Origin of the sequence: Alteribacillus sp. JSM 102045 (assembly GCF_041949975.1) — a bacterium.
GTDB lineage: Bacteria > Bacillota > Bacilli > Bacillales > Marinococcaceae > Alteribacillus.
In genome coordinates this window covers 39922-61677 of sequence record NZ_JBHFQG010000002.1, presented here as the reverse complement: position 1 = coordinate 61677, position 21756 = coordinate 39922, and the positions used below count along the sequence as shown (strand labels likewise).

At 41.4% G+C, this 21756-nt stretch carries 19 protein-coding genes; all 19 read right to left on the bottom strand.

All coding sequences use genetic code 11. The features are described from left to right. Positions 1-128 precede the first annotated feature (128 nt). Positions 129-881, bottom strand: a complete 753-nt coding sequence (gene sigE, locus ACE1TI_RS01825) for an RNA polymerase sporulation sigma factor SigE (protein WP_375005867.1) — start codon at positions 879-881, stop codon at positions 129-131. Then, positions 868-1749 (bottom strand): sigma-E processing peptidase SpoIIGA, encoded by an 882-nt coding sequence (locus ACE1TI_RS01820; protein WP_375006030.1) that lies wholly within the window; start codon positions 1747-1749, stop codon positions 868-870. The genes sigE and ACE1TI_RS01820 overlap by 14 nt, the downstream gene beginning before the upstream one ends. Before the next feature lie 608 nt (positions 1750-2357). Further along, positions 2358-3530 carry a cell division protein FtsZ gene (gene ftsZ, locus ACE1TI_RS01815; RefSeq protein ID WP_375005866.1) on the bottom strand — a complete coding sequence of 391 codons (1173 nt, stop codon included), beginning with the start codon at positions 3528-3530 and terminating at the stop codon, positions 2358-2360. A 151-nt stretch (positions 3531-3681) separates the two neighbouring features. Beyond that, positions 3682-4968: a cell division protein FtsA gene (gene ftsA, locus ACE1TI_RS01810; protein WP_375005865.1), complete on the bottom strand. Its 1287-nt coding sequence runs from the start codon at positions 4966-4968 to the stop codon at positions 3682-3684. A 239-nt stretch (positions 4969-5207) separates the two neighbouring features. After that, positions 5208-5549: a small basic family protein gene (locus ACE1TI_RS01805; RefSeq protein ID WP_375005864.1), complete on the bottom strand. Its 342-nt coding sequence runs from the start codon at positions 5547-5549 to the stop codon at positions 5208-5210. 3 nt (positions 5550-5552) lie between these two features. Beyond that, a complete protein-coding gene (locus ACE1TI_RS01800) occupies positions 5553-6260 on the bottom strand; it encodes a DUF881 domain-containing protein (protein ID WP_375005863.1) in 708 nt (235 codons plus the stop codon). Between the two features lies 1 nt (position 6261). Next, positions 6262-6957: a DUF881 domain-containing protein gene (locus ACE1TI_RS01795; RefSeq protein WP_375005862.1), complete on the bottom strand. Its 696-nt coding sequence runs from the start codon at positions 6955-6957 to the stop codon at positions 6262-6264. Then, positions 6944-7783, bottom strand: a complete 840-nt coding sequence (locus ACE1TI_RS01790; protein WP_375005861.1) for a cell division protein FtsQ/DivIB — start codon at positions 7781-7783, stop codon at positions 6944-6946. Before ACE1TI_RS01790 ends, ACE1TI_RS01795 begins: the two co-directional genes overlap by 14 nt. Positions 7784-8197: 414 nt before the next feature. Then, positions 8198-9106 (bottom strand): UDP-N-acetylmuramate dehydrogenase, encoded by a 909-nt coding sequence (gene murB, locus ACE1TI_RS01785; RefSeq protein ID WP_375005860.1) that lies wholly within the window; start codon positions 9104-9106, stop codon positions 8198-8200. 80 nt (positions 9107-9186) lie between these two features. Then, positions 9187-10284 (bottom strand): undecaprenyldiphospho-muramoylpentapeptide beta-N-acetylglucosaminyltransferase, encoded by a 1098-nt coding sequence (gene murG / locus ACE1TI_RS01780; RefSeq protein ID WP_375005859.1) that lies wholly within the window; start codon positions 10282-10284, stop codon positions 9187-9189. 21 nt (positions 10285-10305) lie between these two features. Continuing rightward, entirely contained in the window at positions 10306-11415 is a 1110-nt protein-coding gene (spoVE, locus tag ACE1TI_RS01775) for a stage V sporulation protein E (protein ID WP_375005858.1), read from the bottom strand. A 101-nt stretch (positions 11416-11516) separates the two neighbouring features. Then, positions 11517-12869: a UDP-N-acetylmuramoyl-L-alanine--D-glutamate ligase gene (gene murD, locus ACE1TI_RS01770; protein WP_375006029.1), complete on the bottom strand. Its 1353-nt coding sequence runs from the start codon at positions 12867-12869 to the stop codon at positions 11517-11519. Beyond that, positions 12866-13837, bottom strand: a complete 972-nt coding sequence (mraY, locus tag ACE1TI_RS01765; protein ID WP_375005857.1) for a phospho-N-acetylmuramoyl-pentapeptide-transferase — start codon at positions 13835-13837, stop codon at positions 12866-12868. Before mraY ends, murD begins: the two co-directional genes overlap by 4 nt. 16 nt (positions 13838-13853) lie before the next feature. Further along, complete coding sequence (locus ACE1TI_RS01760; RefSeq protein ID WP_375005856.1) at positions 13854-15332, bottom strand: UDP-N-acetylmuramoyl-L-alanyl-D-glutamate--2,6-diaminopimelate ligase; 1479 nt, start codon at positions 15330-15332, stop codon at positions 13854-13856. Between the two features lie 105 nt (positions 15333-15437). Next, on the bottom strand, positions 15438-17372 hold the full coding sequence (locus ACE1TI_RS01755; protein ID WP_375005855.1) for a stage V sporulation protein D: 1935 nt from the start codon (positions 17370-17372) through the stop codon (positions 15438-15440). 112 nt (positions 17373-17484) lie between these two features. Next, positions 17485-19698 carry a penicillin-binding protein gene (locus ACE1TI_RS01750; protein WP_483860637.1) on the bottom strand — a complete coding sequence of 738 codons (2214 nt, stop codon included), beginning with the start codon at positions 19696-19698 and terminating at the stop codon, positions 17485-17487. Positions 19699-19803: 105 nt separating this feature from the next. Next, positions 19804-20169 carry a cell division protein FtsL gene (gene ftsL, locus ACE1TI_RS01745; RefSeq protein WP_375005854.1) on the bottom strand — a complete coding sequence of 122 codons (366 nt, stop codon included), beginning with the start codon at positions 20167-20169 and terminating at the stop codon, positions 19804-19806. 12 nt (positions 20170-20181) lie between these two features. Further along, entirely contained in the window at positions 20182-21120 is a 939-nt protein-coding gene (gene rsmH, locus ACE1TI_RS01740; protein ID WP_375005853.1) for a 16S rRNA (cytosine(1402)-N(4))-methyltransferase RsmH, read from the bottom strand. A 62-nt stretch (positions 21121-21182) separates the two neighbouring features. Next, entirely contained in the window at positions 21183-21614 is a 432-nt protein-coding gene (gene mraZ / locus ACE1TI_RS01735; RefSeq protein ID WP_375005852.1) for a division/cell wall cluster transcriptional repressor MraZ, read from the bottom strand. Positions 21615-21756 lie beyond the last annotated feature (142 nt).

The following is a 21756-nucleotide window of genomic DNA, read 5'->3' as shown; positions in this document are numbered from 1 at the left end:
TGACAAATGACCTAAAAGGAGGCTGTCCTCCATTTTCGAGAGTCAAATAAGTGGTACAAAGCCTTTATGGCCGCTATTATTTGACCTGAAAAAATTTTTTAGACAGCCTCTATCCTAAAGAGGAGGAATCACACCATTTTATTAAATTCTTTTCGTAATCTTTTAATAATTCTTTTTTCTAATCGAGAAATATATGATTGCGATATTCCTAATAAATCAGCAACATCTTTTTGTGTTTTCTCCGGTTTCCCAGCAAGACCAAAACGCATTTCCATGATTTGTTTTTCTCTTGGATTCAAAGTGCTGAGAGCCCTTCGCAGAAGCCTGCGGTCCACTTTATCTTCAATGCCCTTTGTGATGATATCTTCTTCTGTACCGAGAATGTCAGAAAGAAGCAGTTCATTCCCGTCCCAATCAATATTAAGCGGTTCATCAAAAGATATTTCTGAGCGTAATTTATTTGTGCGTCGCAAGTGCATGAGTATTTCATTTTCAATACAGCGAGATGCATATGTGGCAAGCTTTATTTTTTTCTCTGGATTAAAAGTATTTACAGCTTTTATGAGCCCTATCGTACCGATACTGATCAAATCTTCAATGTTAATACCTGTGTTTTCAAACTTGCGGGCAATGTATACGACAAGCCGTAAGTTTCGTTCAATCAGTACCGAGCGCGCTGCTTCATCATCTTTTGGCAGTAAACTGATTAAATGGGCCTCTTCTTCTTTAGAAAGGGGAGGCGGAAGAGCTTCACTTCCTCCAATGTAATACAGTTCGTCCGGTTTCAAACCGATTTTTTGTAATAGTCTGTACCATAACAATTTAAATTTTAGTTTCAGCAAATCAACGACCTCCTCCAGAAAATTTTTATGCACTAGCATTGGCAGAAGCCTGCAGAGGATCAGATGGGAATATCATTTGAAAATCTTCATTTGACGATAAGGAATTTTCTTCAAGGCCGACCAACACAGAATCAAAGCTGATTTGTTTTTCATCATAATTTACGGTTATGTTATCTGGTTTAAAGGCAAACATCATCTGCATATTCTGACCGGCGGTTTTATAAGGGATGAGCCTCCATCTCCCTTCCCACCAGTTTATATGCTCTAAGTCTTCGACACGTTTGTAATGAAGCATAGCCTGAAGCTGTTTATATTCTTCATCAGGCAGCTCATTTTTCAACAAAGAAGCTTGCATTACCATAACAGGCGCCCTCGTAATCGGATCCTTCAATTGGTTGCCGGTGTCAATCAATGCCTCCCCTTTCCAAAGTGCATTTTCTACCTGCACGGTAACAGTCGCTAACTTGGACCATTGCATCTTACGAGCATACGTAACGACATCGGTCCATTTAAACATCAGCCATAATAAAGGAATAGAAAATACGATAAGTATGATGGAGAAACTGCTGTACATAGAAGATGCATATTCAGATAAAAAACCTTCTCTGAGCTGCATGGAAAAACGCATCGTTTCTATTGCTGTAATGGCTCCTGCTGCTAAAAAGCTCATAATATAGAACATAAATAAACTTTGTAGGAAAACAAGGAGTGATGGAAAACCAAAAGCAATGAGTACTAAAAGAACAGATAGAAAAAATTTCCCTGCCGGGTGTACCAGCCATGCTTCAAACGGTGTTAATACAATAAAAATACTGCAAGATCCGATAATAGAAACAGCGCACAATCGCTTTATTGGTAGTTTCCGTTTGATTAACCGGGCGGTACCGGCAAATAATACAAGATGAATGATGACATTTAATCCCCATAGTAAATCGAGATAGTATATTTATATCACCTTCTTACATTCATCTTTAATAGAGTATTTCCAATTATATATGTAATCTATTTAGAAGTCTGTCAATTCATGACAGCTTTTTTCTCTTCTTTTCACTTATTTTGTCACAAGAAAAAAGGAAGCGTCTTGATCAAGTGCAGCAGGAAGGCCGATGTTCGGCTAAAAGTGCTGCAGTGTTAAATGTAGTCTCAGCATTCTTCTATTGGAGCCCGTTTGAGCTTGAATTTCTCTTTACCGGGGTCCAACTTTCTCGCTTGATTACCGCGCCGACTTTTTTTTTATCTCTTTTCCAGTGTCCAATACCCCAGCTTGGTTACCGTCCCTCCTTTGATTCCTCTTATTCAGGTTCCAACACCCTTTCTTAGAGACCGGTAATACGGTTTCTTCTTATTGGGATACAACAACCCTGCTTTGGTGCCTTGCGTCATACCATATATTTCTGAGAGTCTGTGGGTTCTCCTCTGTTATGGGTGATATCCTCCTTATAATACGAAGAAGGGGCTGTCCTCTAAACCGAAACATCGGCTTACGGGACAGCCCCTTGCTGCTTTTTACAGTTGTTATTTCCTTCTACGGCGATTGCGCAGGAAAGTTGGTATATCCAGGGTTTCTGGTTCTTCTTCTTGCGATTGCTGTTCTTTGGTTGGTTCGTTAACTTCTTCTTGTACTGGTCGTTCTTGCTGAGGCTGATTCATTCGCGGTGTTACCCCGGCTGTTGGCTGGCTTCGTCTTTGCTGTATGCCTGCCTGGCGCTGAGGCTGTTTTTGCTGTTTTTCTTCGTTGTCTTCAAAACCAGTTGCAATAACTGTCACGACAATTTCATCGTTCAAATTCTCGTTAATTACTGAACCAAATATCATATTCACTTCGTGATCAGAGGCATCTGAAACAATCTCTGCTGCTTCATGAACTTCAAACAAGCTCAGGTTGGTTCCGCCTGTAATGTTCATCAGGACGCCTTGCGCTCCGTCAACTGATGTTTCAAGCAGCGGGCTGGATATCGCTTTCTTCGCAGCTTCAGCCGCCCTGTTTTCACCAGTTGCTATACCGATACCCATTAAAGCGGAGCCTTTTTCACTCATAATTGTTTTTACGTCAGCAAAGTCCAGGTTAATAAGACCCGGTACAGCAATCAAGTCTGAAATACCTTGTACACCTTGGCGGAGAACATTATCAGCTTCACGGAAAGCTTCCAGCATTGGTGTATTTTTATCTACGATTTCAAGTAAGCGGTCGTTAGGTATAACAATTAACGTATCTACTTTTTCTTTTAACGATGTGATCCCAGTAGATGCCTGTCCGGAACGCTTTCTTCCTTCAAAGGTAAATGGTCTGGTTACCACACCAACAGTTAATGCGCCGATTTCTTTTGCTACTTCAGCAATAACAGGAGCAGCACCAGTACCTGTTCCGCCTCCCATTCCAGCAGTAATAAATACCATATCTGCACCAGTTAAAGCTTCTTCAATTTGTTCTTTGCTTTCTTCTGCTGCTTTCTTTCCAATTTCAGGATTAGCCCCTGCACCAAGGCCCCGCGTCAATTTACCGCCCAGCTGCAGTTTTGTTTCAGCTTCTGATAGTTGGAGTGCCTGAGCGTCTGTGTTCACCGCAATAAACTCTACTCCCTGGAGTCCATTTTCAATCATACGATTCACGGCATTGGAGCCGCCGCCGCCAACACCTATTACTTTAATTTGCGCTAGTTGTTCCATATCCATTTCAAATTCCAACATTCAAGGTCCTCCTAATTCATCAAATCTATCCATTCAACCATGCACCTAAAAAGAGATGGGCAAGTGCTCTAATCAATAACATTTGAGCTGTATCGTTCACTTTGCGCTGCCTTTCTGCCTTCGCTCAAAACGCACAGCAGATTGTAGTTTCTTATTCAAAAAAGACTTTGAAAAAGTTCTTCACCTTGCTTTTCATGCCTGGATCTTCAGGGTTTTTCTCTTTATTTGGTGCTTTTTGCTGACTTGGCTTCTCTTCTGGTTCGTTATTTTTAGCAGGAGTAACCGAAGCAGCTGTTTCCTTACCCTGAATTTTAACATTTCGGTGAGCAAATTCAATCAGACCGATTCCTGTTGTATACACCGGTTCTCTAACTCCAATATAATCAGGAACAGCCATCCGCACACTATGCCGGAGCACATCCCTGGCTAGTTCCAGGGCTCCCGGCACCATGACAGAACCTCCCGTGAGTATATAACCTCCAGGAAGATCAGAAAAACCCATTTTATATACTTCATCATCAACCAGCTCTAATATCTCTTCTAAACGCGGCTCGATAATATGAGCAATTTCATATTGGGAATATTCTTCCGTGTTTTCATTGCCTATCGTTTTCATTTCAAATGTCACTTCATCAGAAGCTTCATCAATAAAAGCATGTCCATGTTCTTTCTTTACCCGCTCTGCTTCTTCTGTAGTAGTACGAAGTCCGACAGAAATATCATTGGTAATGTGATCTCCGCCGATAGCAAGTACAGACATGGCCTGCATCATTCCATTTTGGAACACAGAGATGGTAGTGGAGCCTCCGCCAATATCTACAAGTGCAACTCCTAAAGATTTTTCATCTTTAGAAACAGCTACAGTGCCTGCAGCAAGCGGCTGCAAACAAATATCAGCAACTTCTAGTCCGGCTTTTTCTACACATCGAAGCAAATTATGTAATGCTGTTTTTGCTCCTGTAATAATTACTCCTTCTAATTCAAGGCGGACGCCCAGCATCCCCCTAGGGTCATTTATACCCTCGAGGCCATCCACAATAAACTGTGTCGGAATAACATCAATCACTTCTCGTTCTGGTGGGATGGAAAGCACCTGCGCTGCATCCATTACCCTTTCTATATCATCATTTCTAATTTCTCTGTCAGGACTTGATACAGCTACTACTCCGCTGCAAGTCTGCATGTCAATGTGGTTACCGTTGACACCGACAATAACCTGTTCTACCTGAAGTCCTACCATTCGTTCTGCTTGTTCGACAGCCTGTTGTATAGATTTTACTGTTTCATCGATATCTACAATGGCTCCTTTTTTTAATCCGGTGGAAGGAGCATTGCCTACTCCAATCACTTTTAAGGAGCCTCCGGACATTTCCCCTATTATAATTCGAACGCCGGACGTACCGATATCAAGGCTGACATAAATATCATCGTTGTTCATGTATTGGCACCTCCCGTTGCATGTCTTAACTGCATCTATTATTCTTTCTTTTCCTGATTCTTTCACCTTCCTTCCATCTTAGCACGCGAGAAGATGGTTGGTGTGAAAAAACTAACAAAAAAATTTTACGATTGTTTTTCAATACTATTACACTTCAACAACCGATAATAAAATCCTTTGTATGAGACGGAAATTATTTTTTAAGATTGCCAGGTTGTCTGCTCTTTTCATATTCAATTTTACTCTTTTTTATACCGCTTCACCATTTCTCTTCGTATTATGGCAATATTTCGAAAAAGCCTCATACCAAAAGCAAAAACTGCTGCTAAATATAAGTCTACACCAAGTTGCTTGCCCAGAAAAGCTAAACTTAAAGCAAAAACTAGATTAATAAACAATCCTGACAGAAATAGGGAGTCTTCGAATTCATGCTTCAAACTTGCTTTTACCCCGCCAAATAGAGTATCAAGTACAGCCAGAACAGCTATAGTAAGATATACTGTATATTCAGCTGGTATTTGCACACCGGTTAATAAACCAAGTAATATTCCTATAAATATCCCGACGACCGGCAGCCACATTAACTACTCCTCCTCTGCTGCTTCCATATGGCGGACTCTTCTTATTTCATCGTAGGCTGGAATGGTAATATTTTCTTCTATCTCAGATGATGCTTCTAAGTTTTCTAATGATAAATACTCAACAGACTCTGATACAGTAAATTGATTATGTACTTCTTCTGGTTCATCTGTAAGTACTTGGACTTTTAATGGCAGAGCTGTTAACCTTTTTCCATTTATATGAGTAACTCCGCCAATATCACGAAGTGCTGTTGTTTCTATAATTCTTTCTCCTTCTATCGATATGTCGTCGGCGCCAAACCGAAAGAGCTCATTAACTAGCCGGCGAAGCAAGGCCGGACTTAAAGAGGTTTCACTACTGGCCTTATCTGTGCGGTCTGAACTTGCTGCCTTTATTTCAATCTCAACCCCCTTTCCATTTACTTCTGTAAGTCCTGCTTTTTTTTCCAATTTAGAAACTGCTTCTTTCATCGCATATTCAGTACTGTTTTTTTGTTCGGTTTCATATTCTTCAAGCAGACGTTCATTTTCTCTAATTCGTTCATATAATTCTTGTCTGTGTTTTTGTTCTTCCCGCAGAGTTTGGCGCAATTCCAGAATGTCGCGACTGTCTGCTGCATTAGTTTGCGGTGAATTTTGCAGCTGGCTGACAGCAGCATAGCCAGCTCCGGCGCAAACCAATAAAAGCAGTACCCTTATAACAATACTCATATTACTCACTCTCTCCTACCAAGGGCTGCATGAATACTTCATTATGCTTTTGAATACGTACTTCAACATTCTCGTTCACAAGCCTGTCTTTGACACCACCTGATAATTCCAGCGCTGCTTCAAGCTGTTCCGAATCTCCGATGGCTTCGATTACAAAAGGTGCTGCTGACGTGTTGCTGTCAATTTTTATAACAGGACCAGCACATTGTATAGAAGAATTTCGTAATACACGAAAACCATTAATGGATATCGCTTCTGCATCTGCCAATACTAATTCGTCAACAACTTCTTGTATATGGCGCTCATGCACTATATAGTTATTAGGATTGCTGCCATCAGGTACATATGTATGGTCATTAAGTGTCACTTCCACACCAGGCCCTTCTACTGCAACCTCTCCCGTTAGCATCCTCAGCTTTTCAAGGTCTTCCACTAAATTAAAAGAAGATACTTCTGCTTCAGCAAGTTCTTCCTCTAAATCCCTAACTTCTCTCTGAAGCGTTTGCCACTCTTCTTCTAATCCACGATTTTGTTCCTGTTCCTCTAATATGGAACTTCTCAGCCGGTCCTCTTCCCACATTTCTTGTCCTTCTTCAGCTCTTGGATTTTGCTCTGTCGTTGTTTGATATGTAAGGGCAAATAAAAAACCAACCACAACGAATAATAGAGTGAGCATTCGGACCTCATTCTTCCTCAAGATTCTCCTCCTCATTTGTTTCTAGCGACGGTTCTTGCGGCTGTTCTGTATTTTCTATACTTTCTTCTGTTGATTCTTCTGTTTCTTCCGCAGATTCAAAATAAGGGCTCATTTTCATATGCAGTACACCCTGATTTTGAGGATCAATTTCTCTTGCAATAGAGGGATAAGAAGACATGTAACTTGCAAAATTATTTATAGTGCTTGCTACTTCAATTCCATCGTTCATATAAAGATGCAATGCATCCCCTTCTTCTTCAGAGTTATAAAACACTTCCGAGATACGATTTAAAACCCCTTCACCAAGTTGGCTTAGTTCTTCGGCAAATGCTTCTAGCTGTCTATTTTCTTCAAAGTTTTTCAAAACTGGAGCATCTGCTGGCAGAACTGAAACAGGATTATCATATAGAACCTCACCGTTTTTTAAAATAGGCGTATATTTATCTTGTATTTCAACGTAAGCCATGCGCTTATATTCTTCGATATTAATGGATACAGTCGAAGGGAAAGACCGGCTTACGAATGCCTCTTCTACTTCAATAATTTCCTTCAGCCTGCTTTCTATTGCGCCTGTATCTACATTCCAAAGGCTTGTCCCTTTTTCTACCTCACTCATGCTGATAATTTCCCCTTCACTCACATGCACGTTTCCATCCACCTGGATATGACGAACATGACTTAAAGGAGACTGAAAATAGACAACAAGCAGAATGAGAATAAAAAAGATGGAAAGGTACATAATCAAGCGTCGGTTAGACTTTTTTTTCCGCTTTTCTTTCAATGCAGGAATGCGGTCATCTATTGTCACTACCTTTTTATCCGGCATCTTTTTTATCCCTCCTAAAAAGAAAAGCGTAAGTGCCCTGGTAAGCCTCGACAGGTAAATGTTCTCCAGCGTTCTTACTTCCACATGATGTGGTGACTTCTGCGTTGTGAACAGGACGTTCACGCCTTTAGCAGAAGTTCCTTACACATGGGCCTCCGAAGAGGCTGGGCACTGAAGCTAGACATCAAAGTGTAAAATTATATAATTTCTTATCTAATAAGAAAAGCGTTAGAACCATTGTTTTAAATCACGTTTGGCTGACGTTAATGAACTTCTACTAAGTTCGCACACGCCAGAGCACAGGACATGTCGTTTTTGGCGGCGAAAGTACAATACAGATGTCACTGACTCCTGTGTAAATACGTCCTGTGCGTTGTTGTTTTCGGAATGATTTTTTCCAAATAAGACAGGCAGTTACGCCTGTCTTCTTACGAGCTCCACTTCTGTTGTCATTTCAACATTGTATTTATCACGAATCGTCTCTTGAACATGCTTTATGATTGCCAGAACGTCACCTGCTTTCGCTTCCTTGACATTCACAATGAAGTTGGCATGCATCTCGGATATTTGAGCTCCACCTACCCGGTAGCCTTTGAGACCTGCTCTTTCTATTAAAGCGCCAGCGTGGTCAGGCAGCGGGTTACGGAATACACTGCCTGCACAAGGATGGTTCCATGGCTGGGTTTCACGACGATAGCTTTTATGCTTTTGCATTTCTTCTACAATCGTCTTTTTATCTCCTTTTCTCATTTGCAGCTTCGCTTCAACACAAATACCTTTTTCTTTTTGCAAGCGTGAGGTGCGATAAGAAAAGTCCATATCCTCCTTTTTTATCCAAATCAGACGTCCGTCCGGAAACAGAACACGGGCTTCTATTAATATGTTAGACATATCAGAACCATGAGCGCCGGCATTCATAAAAACAGCACCACCGACCGTTCCAGGGATTCCGCCTGCAAATTCGAGACCGGACAGTCCTTCTTTGCTGATTATAGTAGCTAGTTTGATAAAAGAATATCCTCCGCCAACACGAAGAGTCTCCCCTTCTATTTCCAAATCGCTGATATTTTGACCAAGTTTAATTACTGCCCCTTCAACACCCTCATCATCTACCAGCAAGTTGGAACCTCTGCCAATTGCTCTCCAGGGTATATTATATTGATTGATAATTTTCATCGTTTCGACCAGACCGTCTACCCCATCTGGTTCGATAAAAATATCTGCCGGGCCGCCTATCTTCCAGGTTGTGTGTTTAGAAAGCGGTTCTTTTTCCGCTACTTTCCCTACATTTGCGTTTTCTAATTCATTTATTATTTCTTTCATTACCTTCCGATACCCTCCTTTTGTTGTCAGAAGAATAAAGTAAATGGTTCTGCCGTTTGGCTGAATGTTTAACTTTTTCCTTATTGAGGAGTCATTAATTCTTCCATTAAATGATAGATATGTTCAGCTGCCCGAGGTGCTGCTAATTTTAAAGACGAACGGTTCATAGACTTCCACGTTTCTTCATTTGAAAGCACCTCATCTATGTCTTTTAACAGTATTTTTGCATCCAGCTCTTTTTCCGTACGCAAAATAGCTGCCCCATTTTCACTAAGTGCTCTCGCATTTTTTTCCTGGTGATTGTTTGTTACATACGGGCTCGGAATTAGAATAGATGGCAATCCCAATGCTGTGATTTCTGCTAATGTAGTAGCCCCGGCTCTTGTAACCATAAGATCTGCGTAAGAAAGAACGGCAGGCATATCATGAATAAACGGTTTGATCACTACATTTTCTGGATTTCCGGCTTTTTTCACTTCTTCTATTACTTTATCATAGTGAACCGAACCAGTTACATACAAATATTGCCACTTTTTACTTCCTACAGCAGGTAGTGCCTCCAGAAACGCTTCATTAATCGGTCTGGCACCGCGGCTCCCCCCCACAATCACGACTGTTTTCTTTTCTTCTTTTAAACCAATATCACCAAGCGGATTTTCTCTTTTTTCTCCTGAAACCTCTGATGCTCTTGGGTTTCCTGTATAGCTTACTTTATCGGAAGGAAAGTAGGTCGAGGACTCTTTAAATGATACTGCTACTTTGTCGACAAATCGGCTTAAAAATTTATTCGTCAATCCAGGGACACTATTCTGTTCATGAATAATAGTGGGAACTCCCATTTTTGAAGCAGCATAAACTACCGGTCCAGCCACATATCCTCCTGTACCGATCACAATGTCAGCTCCAAATTCTTCAATCAGTTTCCTGGCTTTTCTTGTGCCTCGAATGAACTTCCAGACCGTCTTTACATTGTGTACAGATATTTTACGCTTAAATCCACTGATGGTGATAGTTTTAAATGGGATGCCTGCTCTTGGTACAATATCGCTTTCCAGCCCTTTTTTTGTTCCTATATATAAACACTCACTATGCGGAGCAAATCTTTTTATTTCTTTCACCAGCGCGAGTGCCGGATATATATGTCCTCCAGTTCCTCCGCCTGTCACAATTACTTTCATAATATCCTCCTGATCATTTTTCTAATGATGATAATTCGTTCGATATCTCGTTATATTTAATAGTATACCAATAGCTACCAGCATAAGCGTCAGAGAAGACCCTCCATAACTTAAAAACGGAAGGGTAATACCCGTTACAGGAAATAAACCAGTAACAACCCCTATATTAATAAGAACTTGTAAAAATATCATCCCGCACACCCCGGTTGCAAGAAAAGAACCGAACATATCAGGAGCAGTGAGAGCCGTTGCAATCCCCCTCCATAACAGGATGCCAAAGAGAATCAGTACAAAACCGGCACCAATAAACCCGGCTTCTTCTGCTAATATAGCAAAAATAAAATCGGTTTGGGGCTCCGGAAGATAATAATATTTTTGACGGCTGTCTCCAAATCCTAAACCAAACAACCCTCCAGGGCCCACGGCATAGAGTGACTGAATGATTTGAAAGCCAGCTCCGAGCGGGTCTGACCATGGATCTAAAAAGGAAGTGATCCGCTGAATACGGTAAGGGGCAGACAAAATCAACCCTGCAAACCCCGCGACACCCAATGCTCCAAGAAAAATAAAATGACGGATACGAGCACCAGCTACAAATAATAACACAAAACAGGTTCCAGCCATTACCGTTCCAGTACCCAGGTCTGGCTGAAGCATGATTAAACCAAAAGCGGTGAAAATGAATAGGAGTGCAGGCAGCATCCCTTTTCTAAAGGAAGTGATTCTTTTATGATGCTGCATTAAAAAATGGGACAAAAAAATAATCATTCCGAGTTTCATAAATTCAGACGGCTGTATCGAAAAAGCTCCTGCTCCAATCCAGCTTCTCGCTCCGCCCCGCACCATACCGACACCAGGGATAAGTACAGCAACCAACAGGAAAAAACATATGAGCAGAATGACAACAGACCAGCGCTGCCAAAACCAATAATCGATTTTTGAAATGAAAATCATCGCTAGTACACCAGCACCTGCAAAAATAAGCTGCCTTTTCAAAAAGTAAAAAGCATCTCCCTGGACAAATTCGCCCCATACAGAACTTGCACTATATACCATGAAAAGTCCCGCTGCCAACAATCCTATAACAGCTGCAAGCAGTACCGGGTCTAAAGGACGTACCCGTTTTTCCATTACGTTCACCTCTCGCATCCATTGAACTGTTCTTCTTTCAATGTATGCTTAGAAGAGGTGAACATGCTTATCTGCTCGGACAACTCCTCGTTATTTTTGGTTTACTTCAGTTTACCTACTGCATGTATAAACTGGTTGCCCCGTTCTTCAAATGTTTTAAATTGATCCCAGCTTGCACAAGCAGGTGAAAGCAGCAAAATATCTTTTTCGTCAGAAAATGAATACGCTTCACCTACAGCTTCGTCTAATGTTTCTACTGTGGAGACATCTTTTACACCAGCCTCTATAGCTGCCTTTTTAAGTTTATCTTTTGTCTGTCCGTAGAAAACGGCTGCTTTTACCGTTTTTAAGGAAGGAACCAGATCTTCGAACCCATTTCCTCTGTTAAGCCCACCCGCAATTAACACAACTGGGTCTTTAAAAGCTTCAATTGCTTTTTGGGTAGACAGTATATTAGTGGCCTTTGAATCATTGTAAACTTTCCGGCCATATACTTCTCCAACATATTGCAGCCGGTGTTCAATTCCTTTAAAGTTTCTCAGCACTTCCCGTACTGCAGATAAACTTGCTCCATGAAGCATTGCAGCAGCTATGGCAGCAAGCATGTTTTCCTGATTATGTTTACCTGGTAGTACCGCTTCTGCTAACGGAAGTACTTCTTCATTTTGAAAGTAAAATGTCTCATTTTTCACATAGGCGCCATTGCTTATAGCTCTTGAAACGGAAAAAGGGACTAATTTTGCCTTTGATTTTTCAGCAAGGTTGGCTGCTGCCCTGTTGTCGGCGTTATAAACGGCATAATCATCAGGACCCATATTGGCAAATATCTTTCCCTTCGAATGCTCGTAATCTTCTCGTCCCCCGTGGTAATCAAGATGAGCATCAAATATATTTAAAAGTATTGCGGTTCGCGGGTGAAAATGTTTGGTGCCTTTTAATTGAAAACTCGAAACTTCAGTCACCATCACATCTTCTTTCTCCACATTTTGAGCAACGGTACAAGCTACTTTTCCAATGTTGCCGGCTATATGGGCAGGTACCTCACTCTTTTTCAACATGTCATAAATAAGCGTCGTAGTGGTCGTTTTTCCGTTTGACCCTGTAATAGCCAGGATATCTCCTTTAGCAACAAAATCTGCAAGTTCAATTTCAGTTACTATTGGAATTTCTAGAGCAAGGGCTTTTTCCAGCAAGGGAGTGTCATAGCGTATGCCTGGATTTTTTACGACATAATCGACAGATTCATCTAACAAGGACAGGGGATGGCTTCCTGATATGAGCTTTATCCCATTTTCTCCTAATTCTTGTTCTTCCGGTGTTCCTTGAAGATCTTTTGCATCATTTACCGTTACTGCAGCTCCTAATTTATTTAATAGTTTCGCAGCAGCCATACCGCTCTTTGCAAGACCAATCACCAACACGTTTTTTCCTTGAAACCAATTTATATTCATTATACCCACACCTCAATATATATCCCGAGTACAGCGCATACCATACCGACAGCCCAAAAAGTAACTACTACACGCCATTCAGACCAGCCAGTCAGCTCAAAATGATGATGAATCGGGCTCATTTTAAAAATTCTTCTGCCTCTTAACTTAAATGAAAGCACTTGAATAATAACAGATAATGTTTCAGCAACAAACACACCGCCAATTAAGATCAGCAATAGTTCAAGCTTTGTAAGGATAGCAAGTGCTGCAATCGCTCCTCCAAGGGCAAGGGAACCTGTATCTCCCATAAAGACTTTCGCCGGATGAGCATTAAACACTAAAAAACCTAAGACAGCACCTACGACAGTAGAAGCAAACACAGCTGCTTCACCCATTCCTGCATTCCATGCAAGAACAGCAAACGCTCCAAAAGCAATGGCTCCAGTTCCTGCAAGAAGACCATCAAGGCCATCAGTTAAATTGACAGCATTCGAAGCTCCGACAAGCATGACAATAACGAGTAAAACATAGAACCAGCCAAACTCTAATGACAGGCTCGTTCCCGGAACAGAAACAGAGGTATCAAAATCACCGTTATTTAATACGAGAAAAAAAATAAAAGCAATAATTAGCTGTCCAGCCAGCTTTTGTTTTGAAGTTAAACCGAGATTCCGTTTTTTTGTAATTTTAATAAAATCATCTAAAAATCCAAGCAGACCAAATCCCATTGTCACTAATAAAAGGAGAAACGCTTCGGTACTGAATTCGAGATTTACCGCTTGTATAATAAGAGTGACAACCAGAATGGAAAGCAAAATCATCACTCCCCCCATTGTTGGGGTTCCACCTTTTTTCATGTGGGATTTAGGTCCTTCTTCCCGTATGCTCTGGCCAAATTTCAGCCTTTTTAAAAGCGGAATAAACAAGGGGGAAAATATGACGGTTAGTATAAAAGCTGCGACAAGTGCTAAGAATATTGTAGTTATCATTACATGGCCTCCTTTCTTACTGTTTACCTTTGTTTATGTCTATGATCGCTTTTGCTGCTTCTTTCCGATCATCGAATTCTAAAACCTGATCATGAATCACCTGGTAAGTTTCATGGCCTTTTCCTGCAATTAATATCACATCTTGTTCGTTTGCTCGCTGCACAGCATAACGGATCGCTTCTCTGCGGTCTGAAATGACCGTGTAATCGTCTGCTTGATCAACACCGCTTACCATTTGATCAAGAATTTGCTGGGGCTCTTCATTTCTCGGATTGTCAGATGTGAAAATAGCATGCTGGCTATATTTCACCGCAATTCTTGCCATCTCCGGTCTCTTGGTGGCATCTCTATCTCCACCACATCCTACCACCACATAAATTTTTCCATTTGCCATGTCCCGGATCGTCTGTAAAACGTTTTCCAGGCTATCGGGAGTATGAGCATAATCAACAATAACTGCATATGGCTGACCAGCATCTACAGGTTCAAAGCGGCCAGCTACTCCACTCACTTTAGCTAAAGCTTTCGTTATTGTGTTGAGCGCTACTCCTTCAGCTAAACAAGCAGCCGCTGCTGCAAGCGCGTTATAAACACTGAAACGGCCGACTAAGGACAGCTCAATTTTTCTGCTTCCCCACGGGGTTACAAGGGTAAAAGATGTACCTGCAGGTGAGATATTAACATCTTGTGCTTGTATATCACTGTCTTTTTCGATCCCGTATGTAAGAACCGGAACGGCACACATTTTTTCAAAGTCTTCCGAAGCTGGATCATCAGCATTGAGCACGGCTGTTTTACGCTGACCATCATACGTGTTACCAAGCTGAGCAAACAAGAGACCCTTGGCCTGTTTATAAGCTTCCATGGTTTTGTGGTAATCTAAATGGTCTTTCGTTAAATTTGTAAATACTGCCGTATTAAAATCGCACCCTCTTACCCGTCCAAGGTCTAGGGCGTGGGAGGAAACTTCCATTACACAGCTTTGCACTTTTTCAGATGCCATTTGAGAAAACAATTCTTGCAGTGGTAAGGACTCTGGAGTGGTGTTTTTTGTCTCTGCTTCCTTTGTACCAATTTTGGTATACATCGTTCCTATCAAACCAGTAATATTATTGTTTTCTTGCAAAATTGTCTCGATTAAGTGGCTGGTAGTTGTTTTTCCGTTCGTCCCTGTAATGCCAATCAAGCGAAACTTTGAAGTAGGATGGTCAAAAAATGCATTTGCCATAATAGCCATCGCTCGCTTTGTATCTTTAACGATCACTACAGGCACACTAACGTCCACTTTTTCTTCTGCTACAATGGCGCTGGCTCCGTTTTTTTCTGCCTGCTCAGCAAATTGATGGCCATCTACCGTATATCCTCGAATACAAAAAAACAAACCGCCATGTTTCACTTCGCGGGAGTCCATATGTATAGAAGTAATAGAAGGGTTTTCATCTGATTTTGTGTCTTCTACAAGTAAATGACTTGTTAAGTCTTTTAATTTTTTCATAGCAAATCTCTCCTGAAACATAATTTCGAAAAAAGGCACAGGCGGCCGGCTGTTTCTAAAATAGAACCAGCCGGTTTCCTGTTTTTCATAAACGTCCTTTCTATTTTAATCGGAAGAAACTGTTTTGTCACCAAGATAAAGCCTGATTGTTGCTCCTTCTTTCACTTTTTCCCCTGGTTCCGGGGATTGAGAAACAATGACTGACCCTTCTCCTTCCATTTCAATATTAAGAGGATAGTAAGCATCGTGAAGTTCTTTTAAGGTTAAACCCGTCATATCCGGCATTTCCATAAGAACGTCATCATTCCAGGCTAGATCTTTTTCGATTTGGTCGCTTCTTTTTTCTACTCCCATAACCGTTAAACTATCTTCTATAATATTCCCGACAATTGGAGCCGCTACAATACCGCCGAATTGCAGTGTATCTTTCGGATTGTCAATCGCTGTGTAAACGACAATCTCCGGGTCATCTGCTGGAGCAAATCCTATGAAAGAAACAATATGATTGTTTTCTAAATATTTCCCGCCTACTGCTTTTTGGGCTGTACCTGTTTTCCCGCCAACTCTGTATCCGTCAGCAAAGGCTCCTTTTCCTGTGCCTTTTGCTACTACGTGTTCTAAAGCATTTCTAACTTCCGCAGAGGTCTCTTCGGAAATCACTCTTTTTTTCATAACAGGAGGCTGTGACTCTTTCACCTGTCCGGTTATAGGATCAAGCCACTCTTTTGCTAAATGGGGCTCATATAAGTATCCACCATTCACGGCAGCCGAGACTGCTGTTACCTGCTGAAGGGGGGTTACTGAAACACCCTGACCAAATGCTGTCGTCGCTAATTCCAACGGCCCAACATTTTCTTCATCGAACAATATACCTTTTCCTTCCCCTTGCAGGTCAATTCCTGTTTTCTGACCAAAGCCAAAGTTTTCAATATAATCGAAAAGCGTTTCTTTTCCAAGCCTTTCTCCCATAACAACAAAGCCTGGGTTACAGGAGTTTTGAACAACTTCTAAAAAGGTTTGATCGCCGTGGCCGCCCTTTTTCCAGCATCGTAGTTTCGTACCGTTCACTTCAATATAGCCAGGATCATTAAAGTGATCGTGTTCGAGGTCGACTTTCCCTTCTTCTAAAGCAGCTGCCAGGGTAATAATTTTAAAGGTGGAACCTGGTTCATACTGCGACCAAACTGGCTTATTCTGGTTATAGATTTCAGGAGGAACTTCCCGGTAATCTTCCGGGTGAAAATCCGGGCGGCTGCTCATTCCCAAAATTTCACCCGAATCTGGATCCATAGCAATTGCAAGTGCTCCGTCGGGATCATATGTTGCCTCTGCTATATCGAGTTCTCTTTCTATTATAGTTTGAACTCTAGAATCAATTGTTAACCTTAAATTTTCACCCTGTTCCGGACGTTCGTACTGATCAGCCATACCTGGCATTCTCTCTCCTTTCGCATCAGAGAAAAAGGATACTCGTCCAGGCTCGCCTTTTAATTTTTCATCATAATATTGCTCTATGCCAGTCAGGCCTTGATTATCAATTCCTGCAAAACCAAGAACGTGGGAGAGATACTTGCCTTTCGGGTAGTGGCGTTTGTTGTCTTCTGCAATATAAATTCCTTCAATCTCCAGATCTCTTACTTCTTTAGCTTTTTCTTTGCTTATTTTTCTTCCTTCCGGATTAAGACGAACCATCGATTCGTTTTTAGTCACCCATCCACGCGCTTTTTCCACGCTCACTCCCAATACTTCTGCCAGTTTCTGCGCTACATTTTCAGGGTCTTTAATTTGTCTTGGAACCGCCAAAACTGAAGGAGCACTTACATTTGTTGCAAGAATTTCTCCATTTCTGTCTAAAATTTCTCCGCGCTCTGCTTCAAATGGAATATTTCTGCTCCAGGAATCTTCCGCCAGATCTGTCAGCCATTCCCCCATAGAAAATTGAACATAACCAAGACGTATAAGGAGAATCATTATAGCGAGCCCGCCTGCAATTAATACAAAAAAGAGTCTTTTTCTCACTGTTACAAAAGAGACGCGCATGTCTGAAACACCACCATAAGGTTGATTATAAAGAGATAGTTTCCTGTCTCTTTACACCTTATGCTTGTTTACCTGTGATCAGAACGGCTGCTCGTAAGCATTGCTGCTCCTATTAATCTCTTCTCTCTATTTCTTCCTCAGTTTGTTCTTCTTCGGGTACCTCTTCTGCGTTCTCTTGTTGTTCTGTTTCTTCTTTAATTTGAGAAGGAGTCTTTAACTCTATTGTTACATATCCATCTTTTTGTACAGGAGTTCCAGGCTCAACACTTTGATCTGTCACATACCCAGAACCAACGTGGTGCAGGTTTATCCCAAGCAGATCACTCATTCTTTTTGCATCACGCAATGACCACCCTGCTAAGTCAGGCATTGTCACCTCTCCATCTGTTAATAAAAATACTTTTTCCCCTATTATGAGCTGTTCTCCCTCAGCGGGGTACTGTTCAACTACCATATTGCCATCCCCTAAAACCTGCGGTTCTAATCCAAGCTCTTCGAGGTTATTAACAGCTTCTTTTACGGACTGATCAACATATGATTCAGCCTCAATCCCCTCTTCTTCATAAACTTCTTCATCTTCTACTTCGTCCTTTGGAGTAAGATTCATATATGATAAGCTTTGTTTCATCACTGAGTTAAAGATTTGGGCAACCGGGGCAGATCCAGATTCATTGCCCTCAAGCTTAGGACGATCTACTGCCACGTAAACAATGATGCTTGGATCATCTGCAGGGGCCATTCCAATAAAGGAGAAAATATTTTGGTTCTGCCCGGAAATATAGCCTCCACCATCAGGATTACTGATTTGGGCCGTTCCCGTTTTACCGGCTACATCAATCCCATCAATGTAAAATGGCCGTCCAGTGCCGTTTTCTGAAGTGACTACGTTCTCTAGTTTTTTCCTCACTTCTGCCGCTGTTTTTTCACTAATTGGATTTCCTGCGCTTTCTGGTTCTGCTTCATAGGTGTATTCTTCATTAGTGGAATCATAGATTTTATCAACGATGTAAGGGCTCATCATTTTACCGTCATTCGCTATCGCTGTGGCTGCTTGTACGAGTTGAATAGGAGTTACCGCAGTAGCTTGCCCGAATGCTGTAATCGCTGCATCCAGCTTACTTGATTCTGCAATGCTGCTGTTCGCTTCGTTTGGCAGATCAATTCCCGTCGGCTCCCGGAAACCAAAGGCCCCAAGGTAATTATACAGCCGCTCGGGCTTTAATTTTTCTAAAGCAATTTTTGCAAAAGCTACGTTAGATGAACGCTCCAATCCTTCATCGTATGTTATTTCGCCCCAGCCCTCACTGTTATTATGATCTCCTATGGTAGTGCTTCCGATATCATAAGTTCCGGATTCATATGTTTCGTCTCCGTTATAAACGCCTTCTTCCATTGCGGCTGCCAACGTAAACATTTTCATTGTAGAACCTGGCTCAATCCGGTCGGAGATTGCATAATTTGTATAATTCGTGATGGATTCATACTCATTTGGATTAAAGCTAGGCCGGTTGCTCATTCCAAGAATTTCTCCAGTTTCAGCACTTGCTATAATAGCAGTCATTTTATTTGGCTCATATTCTTCTTCCACCTCTGTCATTGCCTGTTCTAACGCTGTTTGGATGTTGGAGTCAATCGTAAGGTAAACATCTTCTCCATCAACCGGCTCTTTAAGAACTTCTTGTTTATCAAGAAGAGGGATGCCTTTTACATTCCTCTGGTAGGATAAAGATCCATCCGTAGGAGAAAGTTGTTCGTTGAGTCCCTTTTCAAGTCCCATTCTTGCTTCACTCATATCTCTTTCCGTGTAGCCTAAAACATGAGATGCAAACGTTTGATTAGGGTAGTACCTCTGTTCTTCAGTACGAAAGTGGATACCTGGCAGTTCTAATTCTTCAATTTCTTGTTTTTCAGATAGAGTTAAATATTTAGATCCCGATCCTAATTCAACCTGAAAAACCTCTTCCCGAGTTAAAAGATCCTTCAAATCATTTACTTCCATTTCAATAAGCGGAGCAAGCTTTTCTGCAGTTTCCTCAGGGTCTTTCACATGATCTTCATAATTTTCATCGAGTACAGCAAATGCGGTATAAGATTGAACTTCTTCTGCAAGTTCTTCACCTTTGCGGTCAAATATCGTCCCTCTTTCTCCGTGGAGTGTCTGGGTTGTTGTCCAGCGTGAGGCTGCCATCGCTTGTAAGTCCTGGCCTTTGACTTCTTTTGCTACTTGAACATATACTACACGTCCAGCAAAAATCATAAAAAAGAAAGAGATACATATCATTAATAATAAAGCTCGTTTAATAATCGTTTTACGCGTCTGCGCCAAATAAATCACCACCTGTCAGTATATCCTTGCTGTCTGTTACCATAAAAGGGTCGGCCCGCAGTCTTGCTGCCTTCGGCCAACCCCCAATTTCTGCTTATGTGATTGTTAAGGCGTTGAGCCTTGAATAACTTTTACTTTTTCATCATTAAGTTCCATTCCAAGCTCTTCTTTCGCATAGTGCATAATGCGGTCTGGAGCACTTAATTCAGAAACTTCCAATTCTAGGCTTTTATTTATCTCAGATTGTTGATTAATAGAATGGTTAAGGGAGGATATCTCCCGTTCTTGAGCGTAAATATTAGCATAATTTGTGACAACAAGGAGAGAAGCTAAAATAACAGCGACCATCATGCCTGCTATAATCAGTTTCTCCCCTCTCGTAACTTTTCCTCGAATGGAATGTTGTACGTTTTTACGGACAACTTGCTTTTCTTCTCTTTGGTGCTCTATTTGATGAGCCAGGTTATCCATATTACCTTCCCCCTAACGTTTCTCCGCAATTCTCAATTTGGCTGAGTGTGCACGGTTGTTCTCTTTTAATTCTATTTCTTTTGCAAGAATAGGTTTTCTCGTAATAAGTTTCAAATCTGGTTCAGCTTCATCTGGCATTACCGGCAGCCCTTTGGGAAGATCCGGCGGACTGCTCTCTTTTTTAAAAACCTGTTTACAAAGCCGGTCTTCTAGTGAATGAAAGGTGATAACGCTTATGCGCCCTCTGCTGTTTAACAAGGAGATCGCGTCTTTTAATGCTTTTTCAAATACTCGAAGCTCATCATTTACTGCCATTCGAACCGCCTGAAATGTACGCTTTGCAGGATGTCCTCCTTTTCGTCTTGCCGGTGCAGGAATGGCCTCTTTAATTATTTCTGTCAACTGAAACGTCGTCTCCACCGGGTTAAGTTTTCGAGCAGCTTCTATTTTCCTTGCAATCTGCTTGGCAAATTTTTCTTCACCATACTTTGAAATAATATATGCCAAGTCTTCGAAGCTCCAAGTGTTAACTACGTCTCTAGCGGTCAACTCTTGTGATTGATCCATTCTCATGTCAAGAGAGGCGTCAAATCGATAGCTGAAACCTCGTTCTGCTTGATCAAATTGCGGAGAGGAAACGCCAAGGTCAAATAAAATGCCATCTACTCCTGTAATTCCTCTCTCAAGAAGTTTTTCTTTCATGTTTTCAAAATTGGAGTGTATCAAGGTAAAAGAACCTTTGTAATCCTGAAGCCTTTCTTTTGCATGATAGATTGCTGTTTCATCTTGATCAAATGCATATAAGTGACCTGAACCATTTAATTGCTGCAAAATCGCTTCACTATGCCCGCCGCCGCCAAGGGTGCAATCCACGTATGTACCATTCTGTTTGACAGCCAGCCCTTCTACTGCTTCTTGGAGTAAAACGGTATCGTGTTTGAACGAATTCAACAGTGCGCTCCCCCTCCTTTTTTGTTTATTGTTTTCCATTTACGATGTGCTTCATTCTCTTTTTAAAAGTCAAAATCCACGATGTTTTCTGCGATTTCAGAGAAAGATTCCTGTGATTCTTCGAAATACTCATCCCAGCGTTCTTTACTCCAGATCTCTACTCGTGTGGATACTCCGATTACTACACATTCTTTAGACAGTCCGGCGTAGTGGCGCAAAGTGGAGGGAATACTTGCTCTTCCCTGCTTGTCCAATTCACATTCTGCCGCACCTGAAAAGAAAAATCGGGTGAATGCTCTAGCATCTTTTTTAGTGAATGGAAGAGATTTTAGTTTCTTTTCAAGCTTTTCCCACTCGTCCATAGGGTAAATAAATAAACAATTGTCCATTCCGCGGGTGATCACAAAGGAAGCCCCCAGCCCTTCTCTAAACCGAGAAGGGATTATCATTCTGCCTTTGTCATCCACGTTATGGTGATATTCCCCCATGAACATTGCGGAACCATCCTCCTCCACTTTCTATATTAAAGTTACCACATTCCCCCACTTCGTACCACTTTTTCTATAAATTTTTTCACGACAAAAAAGCCCCCTTCATCTGAAGAGGACTTCCAAAAACAGCCTTTTGTTTTAATGA

Excerpts from the sequence above, each read along its gene's own strand:
- sigE (WP_375005867.1), bottom strand. The coding sequence starts at position 881 with ATGCTAGTGCATAAAAATTTTCTGGAGGAGGTCGTTGATTTGCTGAAA.
- ftsZ (WP_375005866.1), bottom strand. The coding sequence starts at position 3,530 with ATGTTGGAATTTGAAATGGATATGGAACAACTAGCGCAAATTAAAGTA.
- ftsA (WP_375005865.1), bottom strand. The coding sequence starts at position 4,968 with ATGAACAACGATGATATTTATGTCAGCCTTGATATCGGTACGTCCGGC.
- ACE1TI_RS01805 (WP_375005864.1), bottom strand. The coding sequence starts at position 5,549 with ATGTGGCTGCCGGTCGTCGGGATATTTATAGGAATATTACTTGGTTTA.
- ACE1TI_RS01800 (WP_375005863.1), bottom strand. The coding sequence starts at position 6,260 with ATGAGTATTGTTATAAGGGTACTGCTTTTATTGGTTTGCGCCGGAGCT.
- ACE1TI_RS01790 (WP_375005861.1), bottom strand. The coding sequence starts at position 7,783 with ATGCCGGATAAAAAGGTAGTGACAATAGATGACCGCATTCCTGCATTG.
- murB (WP_375005860.1), bottom strand. The coding sequence starts at position 9,106 with ATGAAAGAAATAATAAATGAATTAGAAAACGCAAATGTAGGGAAAGTA.
- murG (WP_375005859.1), bottom strand. The coding sequence starts at position 10,284 with ATGAAAGTAATTGTGACAGGCGGAGGAACTGGAGGACATATATATCCG.
- spoVE (WP_375005858.1), bottom strand. The coding sequence starts at position 11,415 with ATGGAAAAACGGGTACGTCCTTTAGACCCGGTACTGCTTGCAGCTGTT.
- mraY (WP_375005857.1), bottom strand. The coding sequence starts at position 13,837 with ATGATAACTACAATATTCTTAGCACTTGTCGCAGCTTTTATACTAACC.
- ACE1TI_RS01760 (WP_375005856.1), bottom strand. The coding sequence starts at position 15,332 with ATGAAAAAATTAAAAGACTTAACAAGTCATTTACTTGTAGAAGACACA.
- ACE1TI_RS01755 (WP_375005855.1), bottom strand. The coding sequence starts at position 17,372 with ATGCGCGTCTCTTTTGTAACAGTGAGAAAAAGACTCTTTTTTGTATTA.
- ftsL (WP_375005854.1), bottom strand. The coding sequence starts at position 20,169 with ATGGATAACCTGGCTCATCAAATAGAGCACCAAAGAGAAGAAAAGCAA.
- mraZ (WP_375005852.1), bottom strand. The coding sequence starts at position 21,614 with ATGTTCATGGGGGAATATCACCATAACGTGGATGACAAAGGCAGAATG.